The sequence below is a fragment of the Blautia sp. KLE_1732_HM_1032 genome, assembly GCF_025147905.1.
Taxonomy (GTDB): domain Bacteria; phylum Bacillota; class Clostridia; order Lachnospirales; family Lachnospiraceae; genus Blautia_A; species Blautia_A fusiformis.
The window spans coordinates 2,386,816-2,406,420 of sequence record NZ_CP102266.1 but is presented as its reverse complement, the minus strand read 5'-3'; the positions used below and the strand labels follow the sequence as shown (position 1 = coordinate 2,406,420).

Here is a 19,605-nt window from a genome sequence, read left to right as displayed (position 1 = left end):
CCTCGAAAAAAGCCTTGATTTACAAAGGTTTTTCAGCCCCTAAAGCGTGACATTTCTCCCGTTGTTTCCGCTTGCGCTTTGCGGCATTGATCCGCTTCATGCGTGCGGCACATTCCGGGCAGTATTTGGCTCGGTTGGAACCGGGGGTAAACAGCGCCCCACATACGGAGCATTTCTTAGCATTCAGCCGGTGGAACAGCGCCGTTTCCAGTTCCTTATCCTGCGGCAATACCGCCGCCCGAAACCACCTGCACAACAGGGAATAGGAAATGGACTGGACACAGACACATTTCTCCCCATCGTCCAGGGCGATACAGTTTCCGTCGATGTAGTTACAGCACTCATGCACCAGCCTCCGCACTCTGCGGTACTGGCGGTAATCCATGACTGGGATAGGTTCAGACTTATTGTTCTTCATAAATGATTTCTTTCATAAAGCCGGTAACCTCCTTGAATGAATTTATTGTTAAATATTCGTGCAAAGTATTGTTTTCTTCGTGCAAATGGCATATACTATAATTGCCAGCAGAAAGGGGTTGATCGTATGGCTGGAAATACCACAAACATCAGTATCCGCATGGACGCAGATTTGAAAGCGCAGGCGGACGCACTGTTTACTGAGCTTGGCATGAACCTGACTACGGCGTTTAACATCTTTGTGCGCCAGTCGCTTCGTGAAGGCGGCATTCCCTTTGAAGTAAGGCTGGAACAGCCGAACAAGGAAACGATTGCTGCCATGCTGGAAGCGGAAAGGATTGCAAAAGACCCGTCTGTAAAGGGATGCAATGACCTTGACGAGTTGTTTGCCGACCTGAAAAAATGAGGAAAACAAAGTACACCGTCAAGTACACGACCGCTTTCAAAAAGGACTACAAGCGGGCAATCAAGCGCGGCCTGAAAATCGAATTGCTGGAACAGGTCGTGGCGCTGCTGTCGATGGGCGAACCGCTGCCGGATAAAAACCGCGATCACGATTTGTCCGGCGATTGGGCAGGCCATCGAGAATGTCATATTCTCCCGGACTGGCTGCTTGTCTACCGCATAGAAGATGATGTTCTGGTGCTGACGCTGGCCCGCACCGGCACACACAGCGACTTGTTCGGCAAATAAACAGTCTGCCGCCGTATGGGGAAACCTGTACGGCGGTTTTTCTGTGTGCAAAAGTATGTCGTGAAACGCGGTAGCCCTTACCGCTCCGGCTCCCGGTCGTGAGACTTGTCCCGTTCCTGTCTGGACAGCTGCTCGGCGGTTTTGCGGAGCCGTTCCACTGCTTTCAAATCCTCCCGCATGGATTTCATGGCAAGCGTGTCCGTCTGCTTTCCAGCGGCCAGCTGGTCAATTTCCAGCTGCCATGTCTTCGGGGTGATTGCCTCGCCGTTGTCTTTCAAGTCTTTCAGATACCGGGTCGCTGCGTCATACAGAATCAGTTCCCGGCTGTGGCGCTGCTCAAACTGTTCCCGCTTTTCCGGCTTTACTTTGGCAAGCTGCTTGTGGATGGACTTGTACTGGTTGTACTGTTCCCACATCTCCCTGCGCTCGGTAAGGGTAGTGATCCGGCGCTCGGCCTTGACGATCTTTCCGCGCAGGTCATAGTAACGGCTGTTCATATCAGTGATTTTTTCATGAAGCTGCTGCATAGACTGGATGCCGTTTGCCTGCAAAAAGCTGAATAGTGCAGCGCTTTCTTGCAAAGCCCGGATTTTGCCGGTGCGGGTGCGGGGAGCGTCCAACTGCTGCTGGGCCTCCCACAAGGCGGTCAAGCTGCTTTGCTGTGTTTGTGGTTTTTCCGTTTCGGCTTTCGACCAGCGATAAAGACGGGTAATGCGGGCTTTGATTTCTTTCAGCAGCTTGTTGTCGGCGGCGATCTGCCGGTTTACTTCTCCCTTGTCGGTGCGGATGCCGCGCTTTTCCATTTGGCTGGCAGCTGGCCCCAGATGGACAGAGGGGATTTTATCAATGCCCTGCCTCCTGTAGCTGCGATGGTCAATGCGCTCCGGTCTGCCGGCAGATTCCAACGCCCGGTTGGTGCAGGCCGCCCATGCCGCCCGCCAAATCTCCACATTCCCTTTGTCGTTCCAGTCGGTGGTGTCCTCCCGGTGGTTCTTCCAGCCGCCTTTCCCGTCCGGGATACGCTGGCCGTTTTCGTCCAGGTCGTATGCCTTGCGGCACTTTGCGCCCCATGCGCCATTTTCTTTCAGGGGCCGGACGGTCAGCATGATATGAACATGGGGGTTGCCGGTTCCCTTATCATGGATAGCAAAGTCGGCACACATTCCTTTGTCTACAAAGTTGTCCTTCACATAGGCACGCACAAGGGCGAGCTGTTGTTCGCCGGACAGTTCACGGGGCAGGGCTGCTTCAATCTCGCGGGCAAGCTGGCTGTCCCTTGCTTTCTCGATTTGCTCCACGCTGTTCCAGAGGATAGATCGGTCTGCAAATTCCGGCGGGGCGTGGGCAGGCAGTATGATCTCCGCATGGACAATGCCGCCTTTCCGGGTGTAGTCGTGGGTCATTCCATCCCATTCATTTGTCAGCTTGGTTCCGCTGCGGTAAGCAGCTGCGGCAACAGCAGAACGGCCTGCGCTGCGCTTGATGATACTGACGGGGATATGACAGAAATCTATGGGGAACACCTCCTTTCAGTGAGGGCATAACAGGCTCTGTGGAGCCGGACAAACGCAAAGCGGGTGTTTGGCTGTGCAGAGCGCACAAGGGGTTTGGGGAGCGTAGCTTCCCATCGCGGACGAAGTACGCAATGCCCCCGGCAGGGCGCACAGCACCGGCAACGGTGTATAAGTGCGCCCTTGTAAACAAGGGACTTATGGCGTGCCCTTGTAAACAAGGGACTTATGGCGTGTCCCCGGATTTTGGCAGGTTTGCAGTCAATTCCGCAGCCCCCGGAAGATGGGACAGGGCAATCAGAAATGTTTTGACCTCCGCGCCGGAAAGGTCGGGAGCCAGCGGGAAAATCCCCTCCAAAACGGCTCCGCGCTCAATCAGGCGGCGGGTACGACCCCTGCGTTCTTCATTCCGCTGCTTGTTCTCTAAAATCTTCTTGCGGTTTTCAAGCTGCCGGATCTCCTTCAGGACTTTCTCCCGTTCTTCTTTTTGGGGGTGGGCTGTAATTTTTTCGTTCATGTCAGGCACCTCTTTTCTTTGGAAATACTCATAGATTGACCGTCCATTTCTGACGCGCAAAGTACCGGCGCAGCCTCCGCAGTGCAGCGTGGATGGATTTTCCCGCCTGTGATGGTGTGATACCCTCCATTGCGGCAATATCTTTCACTTTCATACCCAGCATATAGCGGGCGTGGACACGGCGAGCCTGCATAGGCGGCAGGGAAGAAATGGCTTCGTACAATCGCCGTATCAGTTCTTCGTATTCGGCTAATTCTTCTTTTTCTATCAGGTAGTCCTCCGGCGATGGCTGCGCCCAGCCGATGGCGGCATTTTCGATTCCATCGTTACAATCAAGGGAATAAAACGCCTTATACCGGAACATCTTGCGATCTCTGGCGGCCTCGGCCCTCTTATCCAGAAGAAACGCTTCGACGATCTCATCGGACACCTCCACAAAAATGTCCTCTTTGCAAAATGGATAATATTGTTTGAGATTGATGGTCTGCATAGGCACGCCCTCACTCTGTTTGAAAAAGGTCATCATAGCAGCGGCGCATATTCCGCAGCCCCCGGTGGATGGCAACGCTGACCTTACTGCTATGGATACCCTCTCTCCGGACGATTTCCGGCTGCTTGATACCGGCAATGTAGTAGGCGTGAACACGGCGGGCCTGTGTCGGAGTGGCATGAGCCAGAGCCGCAGGCAGAGCTGCAATCAGGTGCAGGCGGGTGGTCATTTCTTCTCGTTCCAGCAAAATATCTTCCGGCGATCTGCTGTGTTCCAGTGCGTAATTTTCCAGCCAGCTGTATGCGTCCAGAGAGTAGTAGGCGCGGTGGTAGACTTTCCGACGCTCATAGTTCTCCATCTCCCGCTGGGCCTGATACATCGCTGCCCATACCTTGTCCGTAACATCCACAAACTCGTCATGCCGGTAGTGGGGATACATCCACCGCAGATTGATTGTTTTCATAGGCTTACCTCCTGAAAATTGGAGAGGCGGGCAGCTCGTCCGCTGTCCGCCCCTCGCTGAGATAAGGGAAATGATCCCTTTCACTTGGTAGCCAGAAAACAGGTCATTCGTTAAGCCTGTTCTCAAAGAAATTTATAAATTTTTTTCTGACCGCTTCCACACTTTGATAAACAGCCACTTTGGAGCAGCCGCACAGCACACCGATCTCTGCAAGGCTCAGCCCGTCAAGCGCATAGAGCAGGAACCGGCGGCGCTGGGCCTCGGTACAGGTGTCCAGAACAGCCATCAGCTCATGCAGCGTTTCCATGCGGCAAAGGTATTCCTCCGGCGTTTCGCCGTAGCCCCCTACGCCCTCGGTGGTAATGATGTACTCGTCAAACTCCCGGCCATCCCAATGCCGCCGCTGTTCATGGAACAGGTTCTCCGTTTTATGATCGGCCCGGTCAAGAAATTCATAGACTTCCAGCGTAACCTCCACGGCCACAGCTTGTCCGTTATAATTGATGGTAACTTCCATCTGCCTTTCCTCCATTCAGATTTTTTGGGTAAATCTGAATGGGGCGGCGGGGAGCGGCACCGGGGATAAAGTTCGAGCCATGCTGACCCGATGTTCCGGCTCCACAGGGACAAAAAAGCGCCCGGACGGCATAAAGCCATACGAGCGTAATAGAGTATATTTTGCTGTTTAGTTACATGGTATAGTGCATACTTCTGACCGCATTGCTCCGCTGCTGGGAACAGACTTTTTTTAGCTGGTGCAGGTCATGGGTACTGTGAAAAAAGGCAAGCATAGACACGGCGGCAATCCTCCTATATGCCGCCGTGGATTTACACGGTGTTAGGTCGTCGGGTTTCTGCTTTTCGCAAAAAGAAACGGCGGCTCTGTTTTTTCAAAGCCGCCGGAAGATAGCATAGGCGCGTTAATAGATCTGCTTTACGACGGCTTTTTTTCTTTTGCCGTCGTCCGGCAGATTATTTTTTTATGAGTAAGGGCGAAAAATCAATCGTAATCATAAAATTATGGTCATGTATTTCAATTATTGGATTTGTACAATTCATCATAAGTAATAGCTTTTTCACAATGTAAAGTCCTTGTCCAGACGTACCATTACTTCTTGAAACATCTGCTACATAAAAGCGTTCCAACAGTTTTGAATATTCTTCTGTAGGAATAGATGCAACAGGATTTTTAATACAGAGTTGTACAGAATCTGCAATATTAATTAGTTGAATTACAACATTATTTGTAGTGGATGTTACCGCATTGAATATAAGATTTTGTATAATGCGAATACACGCCTTTCTGTCAGCATTAAGATAGATGTCCATATTAGGTATTTCTATTTGGGGTTCAATTCCATTAACGCTGAAAATCGAATAATTGTCTAGCAGGATTTCAGTAAGCAATGAGCATAGCTCAACCTTTTCATAGTAAAATGGATATTGTCCTGCTTCTAAAAGAGAGATTTGATAAAAGTCATCTATGAGACGTTCTAATCTCAATGCTTTTCCGGATAATGCTGAAATATATTCCGCTCTTTTTTCATCAGGCGCACTTGATAGAAGTTGCAAATATCCGCGAATGGAAGTTAGTGGTGTCCGTAAATCATGAGAAAGGCAAGAAATATTCTCTTTTAATTCATTCTCCTTTTTTTGAATTTCGCCCAGATAAATATTATCTTTTGATACAATCTGATTTATGATTTCAACCAAATGCTCTAACCGCCTATCAGATAAAGACACTGTAACTAACTTTTTCGTTTTTCTATTCAGAATAGCATTTAGTTGGACGATTACTTTATATATCTGTATTTTCCAGTTAATTAAAGAAATTGAAAGGATAATGACCAATGCTATCAGAACAAGAAACATAATCGCCCAACCCATATTCTACCTCCCTTTTACTTGATTTCTTTTCTAATCATAATAAGACCGCCAACAATCAAAAGAGAAATGCACCCTATGAAATAGAATGGTAAATGCTCAATAATACCCATTGTGCGACAAGAGCTGAAATTCATCCAATAGTACATAGGATTTCCATATACAAAAATTTTTAAGGGTATTGAAACCGTCTCCATATCACTCCATAGCATTAAGTAAACAGACGCTCCACTGAATACATATAAGCAGCAAATCCCTGTTACAATCCCTGTATTTTGAATAACGACACATAAAAAAATAGAAATGCTTTCTAATGCTAATAAAACCGTTCCGCAAGCAAGAGCCCATCCCAAAAGGTTTATTACTTCACTCGCAGTTGGAATGTAACCGGATTGTATGATTTCAATAACGAAAAATGTAGCTACAAAAATCAGATACGTTATCAGAGACACCACCAATATTGTAATCGCTTTGGTGTAGTAGAGAATAGTTCGTTTAGTGCCGTATGCAACAGATAATTTGATTGTTCCCGTATTATATTCTTTTGTAAAAAATATGGTTGCAAATAAAATGCCAATAATCCAGAAAAAGGCTGTATATGCAAGAGATGAGCGGGCAACAGTTTGAAACGTTGGTATTTCACTAGATAGATAACACTTAGCTTGAAATCCGATTACACTTTCTGTTCCATCTCCGGCTCCAAAAAAAGTCATGTCACCAAGTGCAAAAGAGACCATTATAACCGCCGCACATACGCCTAATATAGTTATCAATATCTTTGAGTGACGCAATTTATAAAATTCAGCTTTAAAATGGTTAATCATTTTGGCACCCTCCTATCAAATTAGTGTAATAAGTTTCAAGACTATCTCCAGATTGTGCTAACTGGTAAATCGTAATGTTATTTGCACTTAGCAACGCTGATACTTTTCCGGCATTTTCAACATAATCATATAGATGAATACTTTTGTCTGGCATAACAGTAAAATTTGAAGTATTCAGTTTGCTTTCCAATAAAACACTAGCAGCAGCTACATCATTCACTTGCAACAACAAATGCTTTTTGCAGCGTTTGTCTAACTCTGTAGCGGTAATTTCCTGTAAAAGTTTCCCCTCATGTAAGATACCATATCTATTTGCTAATTGATGAAGTTCCGTGAGAATGTGACTTGAAATCAAAATAGTGATTCCACGTTCTTTATTTAGTCTTTTGAGTAAGTTTCTTAATTCGATAATTCCAGTAGGGTCTAGTCCGTTAATTGGTTCATCTAGTACGAGAAATTCAGGATTCCCAAGCAAAGCGATTGCGAGAGCTAGTCTCTGCCGCATACCCAAAGAGAAATCTTTTGCTTTTTTCTTTCCGGTATCTTTCAAACCAACTAATGCTAAAGCATTATCAATGCAACCTTTTCCTGGAATACCGCGTTGCAAACGTTGTACCTCCAAATTTTCATAGGCTGTCATATCAAGATAAAGAGAAGGGCTCTCAATAATACAGCCAATGCGATCACGCTGCTTTGCAAGTTTCTTATTGCTTTCACCGAATAAAGCAATTTTGCCAGTAGTAGGTTCCGCCAGTCCGGTTAGTAAACGAATCATTGTTGTTTTACCGGCACCGTTTTCTCCGATAAACCCATAAATATCTCCTTGCATTACAGACATAGATACTTGATTTAGGGCTAGTGTATTGCGATACTTTTTTGTGATGTTGATAGCTTCAAAAACTGTTACGTTCATATTTTCACAGCTCCTTTCTTGTTATTTAGTATCGCAGACAATTCCTTGAATAATCTAAAGGTAAAGCTAAAGATTATCTAAAGCTCACTTTGCAAATCGGTAACCCAAGCCCCATATGGTCTTAATTCGGCAGCCTTCGCCCTTTAATTTTTTTCGTAAGTTACTTATATGTGTGTTAATGACATCATTATCCCTTGCAAATGGTTCTTGCCAAATACTTTCATAAAGATTTTGCTTAGAAAAAACTTTATCAGGATATTTCGCCAGTAGTTCTACAAGTTGATACTCTTTTGCTGTAAGCACAATAATTTCGTCTGCAACAGTAACTATTTTTGAAGATGTATTAATGGAAAGTTCTCCAAAGGTCAAACAAAGATTGGGAGTATCTTTTTGACTTCTTAGCAAATTGCGTTCAATTCGCGCTAGTAATTCGTCCAAATCAAACGGCTTTGTTAAATAGTCATCAGCACCCAAGCGTAGCAGTTCGACTTTGTTGAATGTTAAACTTTTTGCAGAAACAACAATTACAGGTACGTCTGAAAATTTTCTGATATTTCTAATTAACTCATCTCCACTGATAAAAGGAAGCATTAAATCTAAAATAATTAAATCCGGGGATAATTCTTTTATACGTTCAATCGCATTTGCACCAGTAAGTGTGAAGAAGACTTGATAATTGTACTTTTCCAGATGGTCTTTTATCATAACGCAAATTTCTTTATCATCTTCGATAATTAAAACATTATTCATGTTGAAACTCCTTTCTGCGTCTATCAGTCGGCTTTTCCGCGTCCTTTGGGATCAGCCAAACACCAGCCATATTCACAGCGCCGGAGATACGCCCACCAGCGCAATAATAATTTGTACTACGAGGTGTCACGCCCCACTTTTCGGCGGCCTCTTTCAATGTCATATAGTCCATTTCGCACCTCCACAGAGTACATTATAGTTCTCTTTTTCGAACAATGCAAGAAACGGGATATGAATTATAAACTTCAACCAACCTGCATATAGCAACATTCCACAGGCAAAGTATGAATTATACAATGTAACTGGGTGATGTTATATGGCGAAAGTTGAAGATTGTCCCGGTTTTGAAACCTTCGGCGCAGATGTCAAAGCTGCACGAGAGGCAAAGCGTCTGGCACGAAAAACATTGGCAGAAATGGTTGGGATTGAATGGCGGTATCTTGCCAACATTGAGAATCAAGGTGCGATTCCGAGCCTGCCTGTGATGATCCAGTTGATTAAGGTCTGCGGACTTCCCGTGGAACGGTATTTTAACCCGGAGATTATACGAGAAGAAAGCGAACAGCGGCAACGGGTCAGCCACAAGCTGAAGCTTTGCCCTGAAGAATACCTGCCGATTATCGAAGGTGCCATAGACGGGGCGCTCAAAATGGAACAGACTGCGAAGCAGAAGGAGGACGCATAATCGCGGCCTCCTTCTGGCGTTTCTGTATCATGTTTCCCTGCACTTTTCCAAAAGTTCCCGGCACCTCTGCTGGATTTCTCCGGTTTCTGTCACAGTCAGGTCACGGTCATTTCCAGTAATCTTATCTTCCAGAAAGTTGGCGTATGTACCCAACAAAGCGTTCCGTAAATCCTCCGGGGTTTTCTGTATTTCAGCGCTGTACCAGTCATTCCGGTGGGGTTCCCATGCCATCAATGTATAACCGTGGCTGGTCTGAACCACCTCATACAGTGGATCATCATCCAGATATGCCTGAAACACTTTCAAAATCTTTTCAAAGGTCAGCATTTCCCGCACCTCCCATTCAGCTGCAAATCAGTTCCCTGATTAAAATTTCCTCAATCTGTGCCGTTAATGTGTTCATCAGCCCCACCCAACGCATAGGGTCACAGGCTTTCAGTTCTTCCGTGACACCCGCAGTCTCCATCATGTGAGGCAACATGGTGTCCACGCGCTCCTGCGCTGTCCGGTCAATCTCTAACAGGTGTGGATACAGCTTCTCGCTCATCAGCAGTTGGTTGTAGAGAATGGGGCGATGTTTCTTTAGGTAGGATTTTCTCATCCTGCCGTACTTGCCGATAGAAGTTCCCGGCTGTTCAGAAAGTTTTAGGTTGGGTATATCATAATCTCCACAACGAATGTAAGTCAACTTACTCATTTTCATTCTCCTTTGCTTCGTGATGATTAGACTGCTGCGCTGGCTGCTATGCTGCCTTTGCGCGGTTCTTCTTTTGGTAGCTGACCGATAGTAGAAAAAACACCTTTTTTCATATCCTCAGCCCGGATCAGGGCTTTCTTAGCGTCCATTTCCGCTTTTTTCTTCGCCTTGATTTTGTCCTCATACCGTTTCTGTGCACCGCTGGCTTTCCGCTTCAAATAGTTCTGATGGAGCCTGTCCTTGCGTTCTTCTTTTTTCTGCAGTTCTTCCTGTTCCTCCGGGGTTAAAGGAACCGGCTGTAAGGATGGTGGGATATAGCGTCCTAAAAAATTGAAGTAGATTTCAATTTCCTGCGTGGTGTCCTGGCTGCCTTTTCGGGCGCGTTCGTGGACAAGGATTTTCTCTACAAACTCGTTGAGCATGGTGTTTGTCAGAGTGTCAAAATTCTCATACTTATCAATTAGGGCTATAAATTTCTCTGCGGATTTCTGGCTCTGCTCATAGCCGGTAACAGCCTTTTCCAGCTCTGCAATTTCAATCTCAAGTGCGTCCTGCTCTTTGGCATACTGTGCATCAAGCGCCTTATATCGTGCATCCGGCAGCTTGCCGAGGGCGTTGTCCTCATAGATTTTGCAAATCAGTTTTTCCAGTTCTCCGGCTCTCTTTTGAGCAGCAGCCAGACGCCTGCGCTTTTTCGATATATCGGCACTCTGTTGAGCAACCTGCGTCTCCTGAACAGTGTGAATAAATTCCGTCCGGTCATTTCTCGAATATTCAGCGATAGCCCGGAGCGTGTCGGAAACCAATGTCAGGACAGCACTCTCATTGATACGGTGTTGTGTAGGGCATAGTGTCCCACACGGAACTTTGGTATAATTGGAACAGGTATATTGAGAAACCCGCTTGCCATTGTTGGTGCGGTGGACATACATCTTGCCGCCGCAATCGGCACAATAGAGCAAGCCTGTGAGGGGAGCCGCTTCGCCCCAGCCGTTTGGATAACGCCGTACATTGCTGCGGATTTTCTGCGCCAAATCAAAGGTCTGCTGGTCGATAATGGCTTCATGGGTATTCTCAAAGATCGTCCATTTGTCCTCAGAAACATAGTGGCTTTTCTTGTCCTTAAAGTGCTTGCGGGTCTTGAAATTGATGGTATGCCCTAAATACTCTCGTTTTTTCAAAATGTTCACGATGGTAGATGATCCCCATCCATAGGGGTCTTTGACCGGCTTTGAACGGTTCACACCCTCGTTGAAGCGGGCAAGGTGTACGACAGGAATTTCAATCCGGTCTGCGGATAGTTTGCAAGCAATCTGATAAGGCCCATATCCCTCCAGCGTGAGGGAAAAGATACGGCGTACCACTTCGGCGGCTTCTTCATCTACCAGCCAATGCTCCCGCTTTTCGTCCCATAAGTAGCCGTAAATCACGGTGCCTGTCAGGTGCTTACCACTCATGCCTTTTGACTTAAACACAGAGCGAATTTTCCGGCTGGTATCACGGGCGTAAAATTCATTCATAATGTTGCGGAACGGGGTAAAATCGTCATCGCCTTTCAGACTGTCCACACCGTCGTTGATGGCAATTAGACGAATGCCTCGCTGCCGCAAAACCTCCATAACCTGACCGACCTTCAGATAGTCACGCCCCAACCGGCTCATGTCCTTGATGACGATTGCCTCTACACGCCCTGCCTCCACTTCCTCCATCATCGCCAAAAATCCGGGGCGGTCAAACCGGGTGCCTGAGATACCATCATCGGTAAAGTGCGTAGGGTTGGGCAGCCCATTCCGGCGGGCAAAATCCTCTAACATCTGTTTTTGGTTGGATATGGAGTTGCTCTCGCCCTGTAACTCATCGTCCCGGCTCAGGCGCTCGTACAGTGGGGTAATTTTTTCATTTCTCATGGCTGTACCTCCTGAAACAAAAATGCTCTAAGTGATTGCTTCACTAACCATGACAAAATCATGATTAAGAAGTCACTTAGAGCATATATCACCGGGTGGAGAAAAAGAAATTCTTATGCTGATTGCATCAAAGTTATTATGTGCATCGGAACAGGAATACATATATGAGAGTATTAAGACTGAAATTTCCTGTCATGGAGAACTGTTTACTGCATCTGGAAAGAATGTTCTCCAATATGGATGGAAAGAAGTGGAAGAACGGTTCTTTAAATCATATGGGAAAAATGCAGAAAAGCCAGAAGAGGAGGAAAGTGATTTTCCAGATATAAAAATAGGACAGGTATTTGAATGTGTTGTTGTAAAATTTAGTGAACATTTTACAGCACCGCCGAAACATTATACGGAGGATACGCTCCTTAGTGCCATGGAACACGCTGGAAGTTCGGATATGATAGAAGACGCAGAGAGAAAAGGGCTTGGAACTCCGGCTACCAGGGCAGCGATTATTGAAAAACTGATTGAGAAAGGCTTTATTGAGCGTAAAAAGAAGCAGATATTACCTACAGCAGATGGAAGAAATCTGATCAGGATTCTTCCGGAAATGATCAAATCACCAAAACTTACAGCAGAATGGGAAAATGATCTGACACTGATTTCCAGAGGCCAGAAAAATGTAGAAGAATTTCTCTTCGAAATTGAAAAAATGGTTACCAAATTGGTAAGTGATAATGGACAGCCAGTGGAAGAATACCAGAAACTATTTTCAGATGGTCGGAAAGAAATTGGAAAATGCCCAAGATGTGGCAATAAGGTTTATGTGGGAAAGAGAAATTATTATTGTTCAGGAAGTGATTGCAGTTTTACTTTATGGAAAAATAACCGATTTTTTGAGAGTCAGGGAAAAATACTTGATGAAGCAACTGTCAGGAAGCTGCTGAGTGAGAAGCAGGTGCATTTCAAAGATCTGGTATCAGAGAAAACAAAAAGGAAGTATGAAGCAACTATAAAGATGGAGGTTTCAGAAACCGGAAATCCAAAGTTTCAGTTGATTTTCCCGGAACGGAAGAAAGGAAAAAAGAATGAAGAATAAAAAAAATATGAGAAGATTTTTGTCGGGATTCTTGGCAATGCTTACAGTGTTATCTACAATTCTATCTCCAATACTGTCCTATGCGGCAGATGTAGTGCCAGAAGAGCCACCGTTATACGAAAAGGTAAAAAATGAACTTGATGCAGATGAGGTGGTAAAAGCAAAAGATCTGGAACTGGAAACAGGCAGTATTTTTGAAGTGGAGAAAGATTTTACCGGACTGGAAATACCAGATGAAAAAAAGGTGAAGATCACTTTCCATGAGGCAAAAAATGAGGAAAAGCAGGACTTTACAACAGATTACGAAGATACATACAAAGCTGTTTATTATGTAGAGCCAGTAAGTGGCCACCCAATTTATCAGATCAATCGTAAGCTGATTGTAAAGGAAGCGGTGGTGCAGGTTGCTGAATCTGAGAATCAGGAATCTGTAAGCAACCAGGAAGATGAGAATGAAGCAGAAGGCGAGGAACCAGCCATAGGCACTGCAGAGAGTGAAGAACCTGTGCAGGATGAGGTAAATGTAGAAATTCCGTCAGAGGATAAAATCTATGAAGAAGTAACTCCGACAGAAATTCCGGTTGAGGAAGAGCCAATAGATACACCAATCCCGGAAAATCCGTCTGAGGAAGTTTCAACAGAAGAACCTGCCATAGATGATAATCCGGATACAGACAGCACATTTGAAGAAATTACAGATACAGATCCGGAAGAAATGCCAGAGGCGACAGACGACTCTTTTACAGATGAAACAGAGAAAACAGAAGATGCAGATGGAAATTATCAGGTAAATATTGTTCGTGGAGAGGAATTTCATATTGAGCTGAACCATGAAGATGGACAGTATCAGCCAGGAGAAACCGTTGTATTTTCCGGAGATATGCCGCAAGGCAGCTTAATTGCAGTAGGAACAACAAAAGTACAGGCAAACCAGACAGAGAATACAGAAGATTTATTGTATTCAGAGGTGACTTATCACGAAGAATCGGATAAATTCAGTTTTGAAATGCCAGCAGATGACATTGACCTAAGTGTTTCCATGGATCAGGCAGAAAATGGTATCATGTTACTTGCAACCGATACTCCATGGGATGATGCAACAAATATTGAAGCAAATAAATATTACTATTATTCAGATGGCCAGCTTCATCCGTTTGATACAGTTATGGGACAGGGTGGAAATGACAGCTACAAATATGTTCGTTACAAAGCAGGCGGAAAGACTTATACAGTAAATGCGTATTGTATGCAGCACTCCATGCAGTCACCTCCAAGTGGGACAACGTATAAAAATATGGTTGAACTGGATGAGGGCGGAGATGATAAGTATCTGCGGAAAGCTTTGTTCTATGGATATGGCGGTCCTGGATGGGGACATACATTCAACGGATATAATGTAAAATCCATCATGGAAAAATATGGATGCAGTTCTGAGACAAGAGCCATGCAGCATTATCTGGTTGATTATTTATATGATGGCGAATCCGGATTTGGAGGTGCGCTTTCTACAACCGCTAAAAATATGCTGAAAGAGATTAAAGCAGCTCTTGCTAAAATGCCTGATCCGACAGCAATGAAACTTCTTCCAGGACTTTCCGTTAATGCAACGGGAAAGGAAACTGAAAGTTTTACCTGGAAGGCAAATGAAGCATTTACCATTACCATTCATCTGGAGAACGGAGTAAGCCTTGTTAATGAAACCACAGGAAAAACGGCATCTGGAAATGTCACTGTAAAGGGTGGAGAGAAATTCCATCTTGTAGCTACAACAGCCAATATGGGCAGTCTGAAAGGAAAGTATGCGATCACTTCCAATTTTCCCCTGGATTTCCATGCAATGCTTTTAAAACTGGAGAGTTCACAGGACATTGGTTTTGGCTACTATACAGATTCCTCTGACCTGCAGATTACAGTTGACTGGCCGGAAGAAGCAGTTATTGAAATTACAAAGAAAGATGGAGATACTGGAAAAAATCTAGCTGGAGCCGTGTATGGGGTATATAGTGATAACGCCTGCACAAAGCTGATTGTTAAGATGCCGCCAACAGACAGCAATGGTTCTTCACGTGTAACTCTTACCAAGACACAGGATACTGTTTACTTAAAAGAGATTACAGCACCGGAAGGTTATGTTGTCCAGGCTTCTTCGTATGGAGTGAAATTAGTAGTTGGCAGTACAACCAAACAGACTGTAACGGACAAAGAGCAGAAAGGAAATCTGACCGTTTATAAAGAGGGAGAAGTTTTTGTAGGAGCTGTATCTGATGAAAATGGAACTTCATTCCAGTACGAGAAACGCCGTCAGAAAGGAGCCGTTTATAACGTATATGCTGCCGAGGATATTGTAACAGCAGGTGGAAAAACAGTTTACAAAAAAGGCGCAGAAGTAGCGAAAAATCTGATCACAGGTGAGGACGGTTCTGTAACGGTAAAGAATCTTCCGCTTGGAAGCTATAATGTAACAGAAGCACAGGCCCCGGAAAATTTTTATAATGCAAAAGAAACAAAAAAAGTAACCATTTCTTATGCAGGGCAGACTGCAGAAGCGGCTTTCTCAGAGACTACCTTTACAAATGACCGTCAGAAAGCAGTGGTGCAGGTGATAAAGAAAGACAAAGATACTGAAAATACACTATCCGGAGGGCATTTTGCTCTGTTTGCAGCGCAGGATATGAAAACTGTGGATGGAAAAGTAGCAGTAAAAAAAGATGCTCTGATTGAGACTGCAATTACTGGTACTGATGGAAAAGCAGCATTTAAAGCAGATCTTCCAGTGGGATTTTCTTATTATGTAAAAGAAGTCCAGGCTCCGGCTGGTTATGTCAGAAATGAGAAAGATACTTATTCTTTCCAATTCAGTTATACCAATGATGAACAGGCAAAAATTTCTTTCAGTCATACTTTTGTGAATGACAGGGTCAGTGCTGCAATCTCTTTGAATAAAAAAGATGCCGAGACAAAAGAAAATAAGGCACAGGGAGATGCTTCCCTGGAAAATGCGGTGTATGGACTTTATGCAAGAAACGACATTACCCATCCAGATGGAAAGACAGGCGTTATTTATAAAGCCGGAAGCCAGATTGGTACGCTAACTACCGATAAAGAAGGAAAAGCAAGGATAGAGAATCTTTATCTTGGAGAGTATTACATCAAGGAAATTACCCCATCCGTAGGATATCTGGCAGACGAGCATGAATATGATCTTGTATGCAGTGATGAAGGTGATCTGACAGCGGTTGTAGAAAAAGAGTGTACCTCACTGGAAACGGTGAAGAAACAGCCGTTTGAACTTATTAAAGCTGCCAATAATGGAGACACAGATGCTGCATTACTATCCGGAGCTGGATTTAGTGCATATTTGGTATCTTCTTTGGTGGTAAAAGAGGATGGAAATTATGATTTTTCCTCTGCAGAGCCGGTTGTGATCGGTGAAAATGGAGCAACAGAAATTTTTACAAATGAGAAAGGTTATGTAAAATCCATTGCAATTCCATATGGAACATATCTGGTGAGAGAAACTACAACACCCCATAATTACAAACCTGTAGATGATTTTATTGTCCGGATTACAGAGAATAAACCAACAGAGCCGCAGACATGGAGAGTTCTTTTGGACAAAGAATTTTCTGCAAAACTGAAAATCATCAAACAGGATGATGAGACTAAAAAATCAGTTTTAATTCCGGGAACAGAGTTTAAAATTTATGATATGGATCATGAAAAATATGTAGAGCAGGTAACTACATACCCGACAACTGTTACACATACCTCATATTTCACAGATATAGATGGATATCTGATACTGCCTCAGAATTTAAAAATTGGTCATTATAGAATCGAAGAGGTAACAGCACCGGACGGTTATACCATTAACAAAAATTATGTCGAAATACAGGTGGATACCAATACCCTGTATCAGACGGATCCGGTTTCAGGTGATGCGGTCATTGAAGTGGTATATGAGGACCATTCGGTGAAAGGAAAACTCACTGTACAGAAAAAAGGAGAGGTTCTTTCGACCTATAAGAATGATTTTAGGTATGAAGTTCAAAACCTTTCCGGTGCAGTATATGAAGTATATGCTGCAGAGGATATCTATACAGCAGATTTCCAGAAAGATGATACAGGAAAAAGAATCCTGAAATATGCAAAGGGTGAAAAAGTTGCAGAACTGACAACGGATGAATCCGGAAAAGCAGAGCTTGATAATCTGCCTCTAGGAGAATACAAAGTTGTAGAAAAGACTGCACCGGAGGGATTTGTATTAAATGAAGAAGAACAGAAGATTTCTTTCGTCTATGCAGACCAGAATACACCAGTGATCTCACAGAGTGCAGAGTTTATAAATGACCGCCAGAAAGTAGAAGTGTCAGTTGTGAAAAAAGATGCTGAAAATGAGAAAGGGCTTTCTGGAGCAGAGTTTGGTCTTTACGCAAAAGAGGATATAAAAGCAGGGGATAAGGTACTGGTAAAAGCAGACGAACTGCTTACAAAAGCGGTAACAGGTGAAGATGGAAAAACTGTTTTTGAGCAGGATCTGCCATTTGGAACTTATTATATAAAAGAACTGGCAGCACCAGATGGTTTTGTATCTTCAGATGAGCAGATTGAGGTGACTGCGAAATATCAGGGACAGGAAGTAAAAACAGTAAAACTGGAAACCGTTTTTAAGAATGAGCCGACAACAACTGAATTTACGAAATCAGATATTACAACAGGTGTGGAACTTGACGGAGCAACACTGACGGTTTTGGATTCAGACGGAAAAGAAGTAGAAAAATGGACTTCTGTAAAAGGAAAAGCTCATGTAATAAAAAGACTCCATGTGGGAAAAACCTACACACTTCGGGAAGAGTTTGCACCATATGGTTATCTGCAGGCGGAGGAAGTGAAATTTACAGTTTCTGATACTGCAGATGTTCAAAAAGTAGAAATGAAGGATGCTGTTCCGGTTGGACGAATCATCATCAATAAAAAAGGTGAATTTGTCAAGGAAGTTACCTGGAAAGATATGCTGGCAGGCGGCATGGACGCAGCATTTGGCTATGTTACAGGTTCTTTGAAAGATGTTACTTTTGAAATTTATGCAGCGGAGGATATCAAGGCTGCAGATGGGGAAAGCAGTGATTATTATAAAAAGGACGAATTGGTAGCAACAATTACGACAGATGCTCTTGGATATGCAAGATCAGAAGATCTTCCTTTAGGCAAATATTATGTAAAGGAAAAAGAGACGGCGGATGGATATGTTCTGGATGGAGAAATCAGAGAGGTTGATCTGACTTATCGTGATCAGAATACTCCGGTTGTGACTTATGATGAGGACTGGCAGAATAACCGCCAGAAAGCAAAAGTAACTGTAGTTAAGAAAGAAAAAAATACAGACCGTGTTCTGGAAGGCGGAGTATTTGCACTTTATACAAAGAATGATATTTTAAATGCAGAAGGCGAAGTAATCCTGAAAGCAGATACCATGATCGAGCAGAAAGCTACGGATCAGGATGGAAGGATTGTATTTACGGCAGATCTTCCAATCAATGGCAACTACTATGTAAAAGAAGTGCAGGCTCCTGCTGGATTTGTGACAACAGAAGAAATCAAGGAATTTGATTTTGCTTATGCGGGAGAAGAGGTTGCAGAAGTATCCTTTGAGTTCACTTATGAAGATGAGCCAACTACTTTTGAAATCACAAAATCAGATATTACAACCGGGGAAGAATTACCAGGTGCAAAACTGAAAGTATCCGATTCAGAGGGAAACGTTGTGGATGAGTGGACTTCCGGAAGCACACCACACATCATTAAGGAACTGGAAGTTGGAAAGAAATATACATTAACAGAGACAATTCCTGCTGATGGTTATGCAACTGCAGAATCCATTACGTTTGTAGTAGAAAATACTGCAGATATACAGAAAGTAGAAATGCAGGATGATACAACAAAAATTCTGATCAGTAAAGTTGATATGACAGATGGAAGCAGCGAGGTCAAAGGTGCTAAACTGTATATTCTTAATGAAAACCAGGAAGTTATGGAAAGCTGGACATCTGGTGATCAGCCCCATTATGTAGAGAAACTTTCAGTCGGCACTTATACGTTGTTGGAGGAAACAGCACCGAAAGGCTATATTGTGGCAAATAAAGTGACATTTGAGGTTAAGGACACCGGAGATGTTCAGGGAGCCAAAATGGAAGATGAACAGGCAATGGGCAAGGTAATCTTAAATAAAACGGATAAAGATACCAAGAAGCCAATGAAAGGTGTAGAATTTGCCCTTTGTGACAGCAAAGGTAAAGTTCTGGAAACTCTGGTAACAGACAGTGCTGGTCATGCAGAATCAAAGAATTATCCGATTGCGACTTTTAAGAATGGGCAGTATAAAAAAGCAATCACATATATCCTGAAAGAAACAAAAACACTGGATGGCTATCAGCTTGATGAAACCGAGCATAAGATTCAGTTTGAATATGTCAATGACCGTACTCCTGTGATTGAATATACTCTGGATCTGACAAATAAGAAAGCTCCGGAAAAAGACACTCCGGAAACATCAGAAAACCAGGGAGTCAGCACTCCTGGTTCCCATGGTTCTGATGCGACTTCTGTATCCAATTCACCAAAAACAGGAGATAATACAAATATTGCTATTTTTGTGCTGGCACTTGCAGTATCAGCAGGATGTCTGGGAACTGTAGTGACAGTTAAGAGAAAACGCAAATGATAATATAAATAGTGTTCTGGGGCTGTGGTTACTGCACAGCCCC

At 43.9% G+C, this 19,605-nt stretch carries 19 protein-coding genes; 5 read left to right on the top strand and 14 right to left on the bottom strand.

Annotation, left to right across the window (positions count from 1 at the left end):
• Window positions 1-19: 19 nt before the first annotated feature.
• Window positions 20-418 carry a cysteine-rich VLP domain-containing protein gene (locus tag NQ489_RS11510; RefSeq protein WP_014081140.1) on the bottom strand — a complete coding sequence of 133 codons (399 nt, stop codon included), beginning with the start codon at window positions 416-418 and terminating at the stop codon, window positions 20-22.
• A 126-nt stretch (window positions 419-544) separates the two neighbouring features.
• Between NQ489_RS11510 and NQ489_RS11505 the strand changes: the two genes are divergently transcribed.
• The gene (locus NQ489_RS11505) at window positions 545-823 is read left to right on the top strand and encodes a type II toxin-antitoxin system RelB/DinJ family antitoxin (protein ID WP_044961236.1); all 279 of its coding nucleotides are present in this window, start codon (window positions 545-547) and stop codon (window positions 821-823) included.
• Window positions 820-1,110: a type II toxin-antitoxin system YafQ family toxin gene (locus NQ489_RS11500; RefSeq protein ID WP_021651024.1), complete on the top strand. Its 291-nt coding sequence runs from the start codon at window positions 820-822 to the stop codon at window positions 1,108-1,110. Before NQ489_RS11505 ends, NQ489_RS11500 begins: the two co-directional genes overlap by 4 nt.
• Before the next feature lie 77 nt (window positions 1,111-1,187).
• Here the strand turns inward: NQ489_RS11500 and mobQ are convergent, their stop codons facing one another.
• The 10 genes from mobQ to NQ489_RS11450 all read right to left on the bottom strand — a co-directional run bounded on the left by mobQ (window position 1,188) and on the right by NQ489_RS11450 (window position 8,634).
• Window positions 1,188-2,633: a MobQ family relaxase gene (gene mobQ, locus NQ489_RS11495; RefSeq protein ID WP_014081143.1), complete on the bottom strand. Its 1,446-nt coding sequence runs from the start codon at window positions 2,631-2,633 to the stop codon at window positions 1,188-1,190.
• A gap of 214 nt (window positions 2,634-2,847) precedes the next feature.
• Window positions 2,848-3,138 (bottom strand): DUF3847 domain-containing protein, encoded by a 291-nt coding sequence (locus NQ489_RS11490; RefSeq protein WP_014081144.1) that lies wholly within the window; start codon window positions 3,136-3,138, stop codon window positions 2,848-2,850.
• Between the two features lie 28 nt (window positions 3,139-3,166).
• The gene (locus tag NQ489_RS11485) at window positions 3,167-3,628 is read right to left on the bottom strand and encodes an RNA polymerase sigma factor (RefSeq protein WP_009296689.1); all 462 of its coding nucleotides are present in this window, start codon (window positions 3,626-3,628) and stop codon (window positions 3,167-3,169) included.
• 10 nt (window positions 3,629-3,638) lie between these two features.
• Window positions 3,639-4,091 (bottom strand): hypothetical protein, encoded by a 453-nt coding sequence (locus NQ489_RS11480; protein ID WP_021650281.1) that lies wholly within the window; start codon window positions 4,089-4,091, stop codon window positions 3,639-3,641.
• Window positions 4,092-4,194: 103 nt separating this feature from the next.
• Window positions 4,195-4,608 (bottom strand): RNA polymerase sigma factor, encoded by a 414-nt coding sequence (locus NQ489_RS11475; protein ID WP_014081146.1) that lies wholly within the window; start codon window positions 4,606-4,608, stop codon window positions 4,195-4,197.
• Window positions 4,609-5,063: 455 nt separating this feature from the next.
• Window positions 5,064-5,978, bottom strand: a complete 915-nt coding sequence (locus NQ489_RS11470; protein WP_014081148.1) for a sensor histidine kinase — start codon at window positions 5,976-5,978, stop codon at window positions 5,064-5,066.
• A 14-nt stretch (window positions 5,979-5,992) separates the two neighbouring features.
• Window positions 5,993-6,799 carry an ABC transporter permease gene (locus tag NQ489_RS11465; protein WP_014081149.1) on the bottom strand — a complete coding sequence of 269 codons (807 nt, stop codon included), beginning with the start codon at window positions 6,797-6,799 and terminating at the stop codon, window positions 5,993-5,995.
• Complete coding sequence (locus NQ489_RS11460) at window positions 6,792-7,712, bottom strand: ATP-binding cassette domain-containing protein (RefSeq protein WP_014081150.1); 921 nt, start codon at window positions 7,710-7,712, stop codon at window positions 6,792-6,794. The genes NQ489_RS11465 and NQ489_RS11460 overlap by 8 nt, the downstream gene beginning before the upstream one ends.
• An 84-nt stretch (window positions 7,713-7,796) precedes the next feature.
• Entirely contained in the window at window positions 7,797-8,462 is a 666-nt protein-coding gene (locus NQ489_RS11455; RefSeq protein ID WP_014081151.1) for a response regulator transcription factor, read from the bottom strand.
• The gene (locus NQ489_RS11450; RefSeq protein ID WP_021650278.1) at window positions 8,455-8,634 is read right to left on the bottom strand and encodes a DNA-binding protein; all 180 of its coding nucleotides are present in this window, start codon (window positions 8,632-8,634) and stop codon (window positions 8,455-8,457) included. Before NQ489_RS11450 ends, NQ489_RS11455 begins: the two co-directional genes overlap by 8 nt.
• A 144-nt stretch (window positions 8,635-8,778) precedes the next feature.
• On the opposite strand from NQ489_RS11450, the gene NQ489_RS11445 reads away from it, so the two are divergent.
• Window positions 8,779-9,147 carry a helix-turn-helix transcriptional regulator gene (locus NQ489_RS11445; RefSeq protein WP_021650277.1) on the top strand — a complete coding sequence of 123 codons (369 nt, stop codon included), beginning with the start codon at window positions 8,779-8,781 and terminating at the stop codon, window positions 9,145-9,147.
• Between the two features lie 27 nt (window positions 9,148-9,174).
• Here the strand turns inward: NQ489_RS11445 and NQ489_RS11440 are convergent, their stop codons facing one another.
• Genes NQ489_RS11440 through NQ489_RS11430 form a run of 3 tightly spaced genes read right to left on the bottom strand, consistent with a single transcriptional unit; the run spans window position 9,175 to window position 11,751 of the window.
• On the bottom strand, window positions 9,175-9,474 hold the full coding sequence (locus tag NQ489_RS11440; protein WP_021650276.1) for a hypothetical protein: 300 nt from the start codon (window positions 9,472-9,474) through the stop codon (window positions 9,175-9,177).
• A 16-nt stretch (window positions 9,475-9,490) separates the two neighbouring features.
• Window positions 9,491-9,844, bottom strand: a complete 354-nt coding sequence (locus NQ489_RS11435; protein ID WP_044960474.1) for a TnpV protein — start codon at window positions 9,842-9,844, stop codon at window positions 9,491-9,493.
• Between the two features lie 26 nt (window positions 9,845-9,870).
• Entirely contained in the window at window positions 9,871-11,751 is a 1,881-nt protein-coding gene (locus tag NQ489_RS11430) for a recombinase family protein (protein ID WP_227945524.1), read from the bottom strand.
• A 115-nt stretch (window positions 11,752-11,866) separates the two neighbouring features.
• Here NQ489_RS11430 and NQ489_RS11425 point away from each other — a divergent pair, with 115 nt between their 5' ends.
• Window positions 11,867-12,841: a DNA topoisomerase gene (locus NQ489_RS11425; RefSeq protein ID WP_021650344.1), complete on the top strand. Its 975-nt coding sequence runs from the start codon at window positions 11,867-11,869 to the stop codon at window positions 12,839-12,841.
• A complete protein-coding gene (locus NQ489_RS11420) occupies window positions 12,831-19,562 on the top strand; it encodes a SpaA isopeptide-forming pilin-related protein (RefSeq protein WP_021650345.1) in 6,732 nt (2,243 codons plus the stop codon). Before NQ489_RS11425 ends, NQ489_RS11420 begins: the two co-directional genes overlap by 11 nt.
• Window positions 19,563-19,605 lie beyond the last annotated feature (43 nt).

Bases quoted from the DNA above. Each gene is read 5' to 3' on its own strand.
- NQ489_RS11420 (WP_021650345.1), top strand. From the start codon at position 12,831: ATGAAGAATAAAAAAAATATGAGAAGATTTTTGTCGGGATTCTTGGCA.
- NQ489_RS11510 (WP_014081140.1), bottom strand. From the start codon at position 418: ATGAAGAACAATAAGTCTGAACCTATCCCAGTCATGGATTACCGCCAG.
- NQ489_RS11455 (WP_014081151.1), bottom strand. From the start codon at position 8,462: ATGAATAATGTTTTAATTATCGAAGATGATAAAGAAATTTGCGTTATG.
- NQ489_RS11490 (WP_014081144.1), bottom strand. From the start codon at position 3,138: ATGAACGAAAAAATTACAGCCCACCCCCAAAAAGAAGAACGGGAGAAA.
- NQ489_RS11425 (WP_021650344.1), top strand. From the start codon at position 11,867: ATGCTGATTGCATCAAAGTTATTATGTGCATCGGAACAGGAATACATA.
- NQ489_RS11445 (WP_021650277.1), top strand. From the start codon at position 8,779: ATGGCGAAAGTTGAAGATTGTCCCGGTTTTGAAACCTTCGGCGCAGAT.
- NQ489_RS11430 (WP_227945524.1), bottom strand. From the start codon at position 11,751: ATGAGAAATGAAAAAATTACCCCACTGTACGAGCGCCTGAGCCGGGAC.
- NQ489_RS11500 (WP_021651024.1), top strand. From the start codon at position 820: ATGAGGAAAACAAAGTACACCGTCAAGTACACGACCGCTTTCAAAAAG.
- NQ489_RS11435 (WP_044960474.1), bottom strand. From the start codon at position 9,844: ATGAGTAAGTTGACTTACATTCGTTGTGGAGATTATGATATACCCAAC.
- NQ489_RS11470 (WP_014081148.1), bottom strand. From the start codon at position 5,978: ATGGGTTGGGCGATTATGTTTCTTGTTCTGATAGCATTGGTCATTATC.
- NQ489_RS11505 (WP_044961236.1), top strand. From the start codon at position 545: ATGGCTGGAAATACCACAAACATCAGTATCCGCATGGACGCAGATTTG.
- NQ489_RS11480 (WP_021650281.1), bottom strand. From the start codon at position 4,091: ATGAAAACAATCAATCTGCGGTGGATGTATCCCCACTACCGGCATGAC.
- NQ489_RS11465 (WP_014081149.1), bottom strand. From the start codon at position 6,799: ATGATTAACCATTTTAAAGCTGAATTTTATAAATTGCGTCACTCAAAG.
- NQ489_RS11485 (WP_009296689.1), bottom strand. From the start codon at position 3,628: ATGCAGACCATCAATCTCAAACAATATTATCCATTTTGCAAAGAGGAC.
- NQ489_RS11475 (WP_014081146.1), bottom strand. From the start codon at position 4,608: ATGGAAGTTACCATCAATTATAACGGACAAGCTGTGGCCGTGGAGGTT.
- NQ489_RS11460 (WP_014081150.1), bottom strand. From the start codon at position 7,712: ATGAACGTAACAGTTTTTGAAGCTATCAACATCACAAAAAAGTATCGC.
- NQ489_RS11440 (WP_021650276.1), bottom strand. From the start codon at position 9,474: ATGCTGACCTTTGAAAAGATTTTGAAAGTGTTTCAGGCATATCTGGAT.
- NQ489_RS11450 (WP_021650278.1), bottom strand. From the start codon at position 8,634: ATGGACTATATGACATTGAAAGAGGCCGCCGAAAAGTGGGGCGTGACA.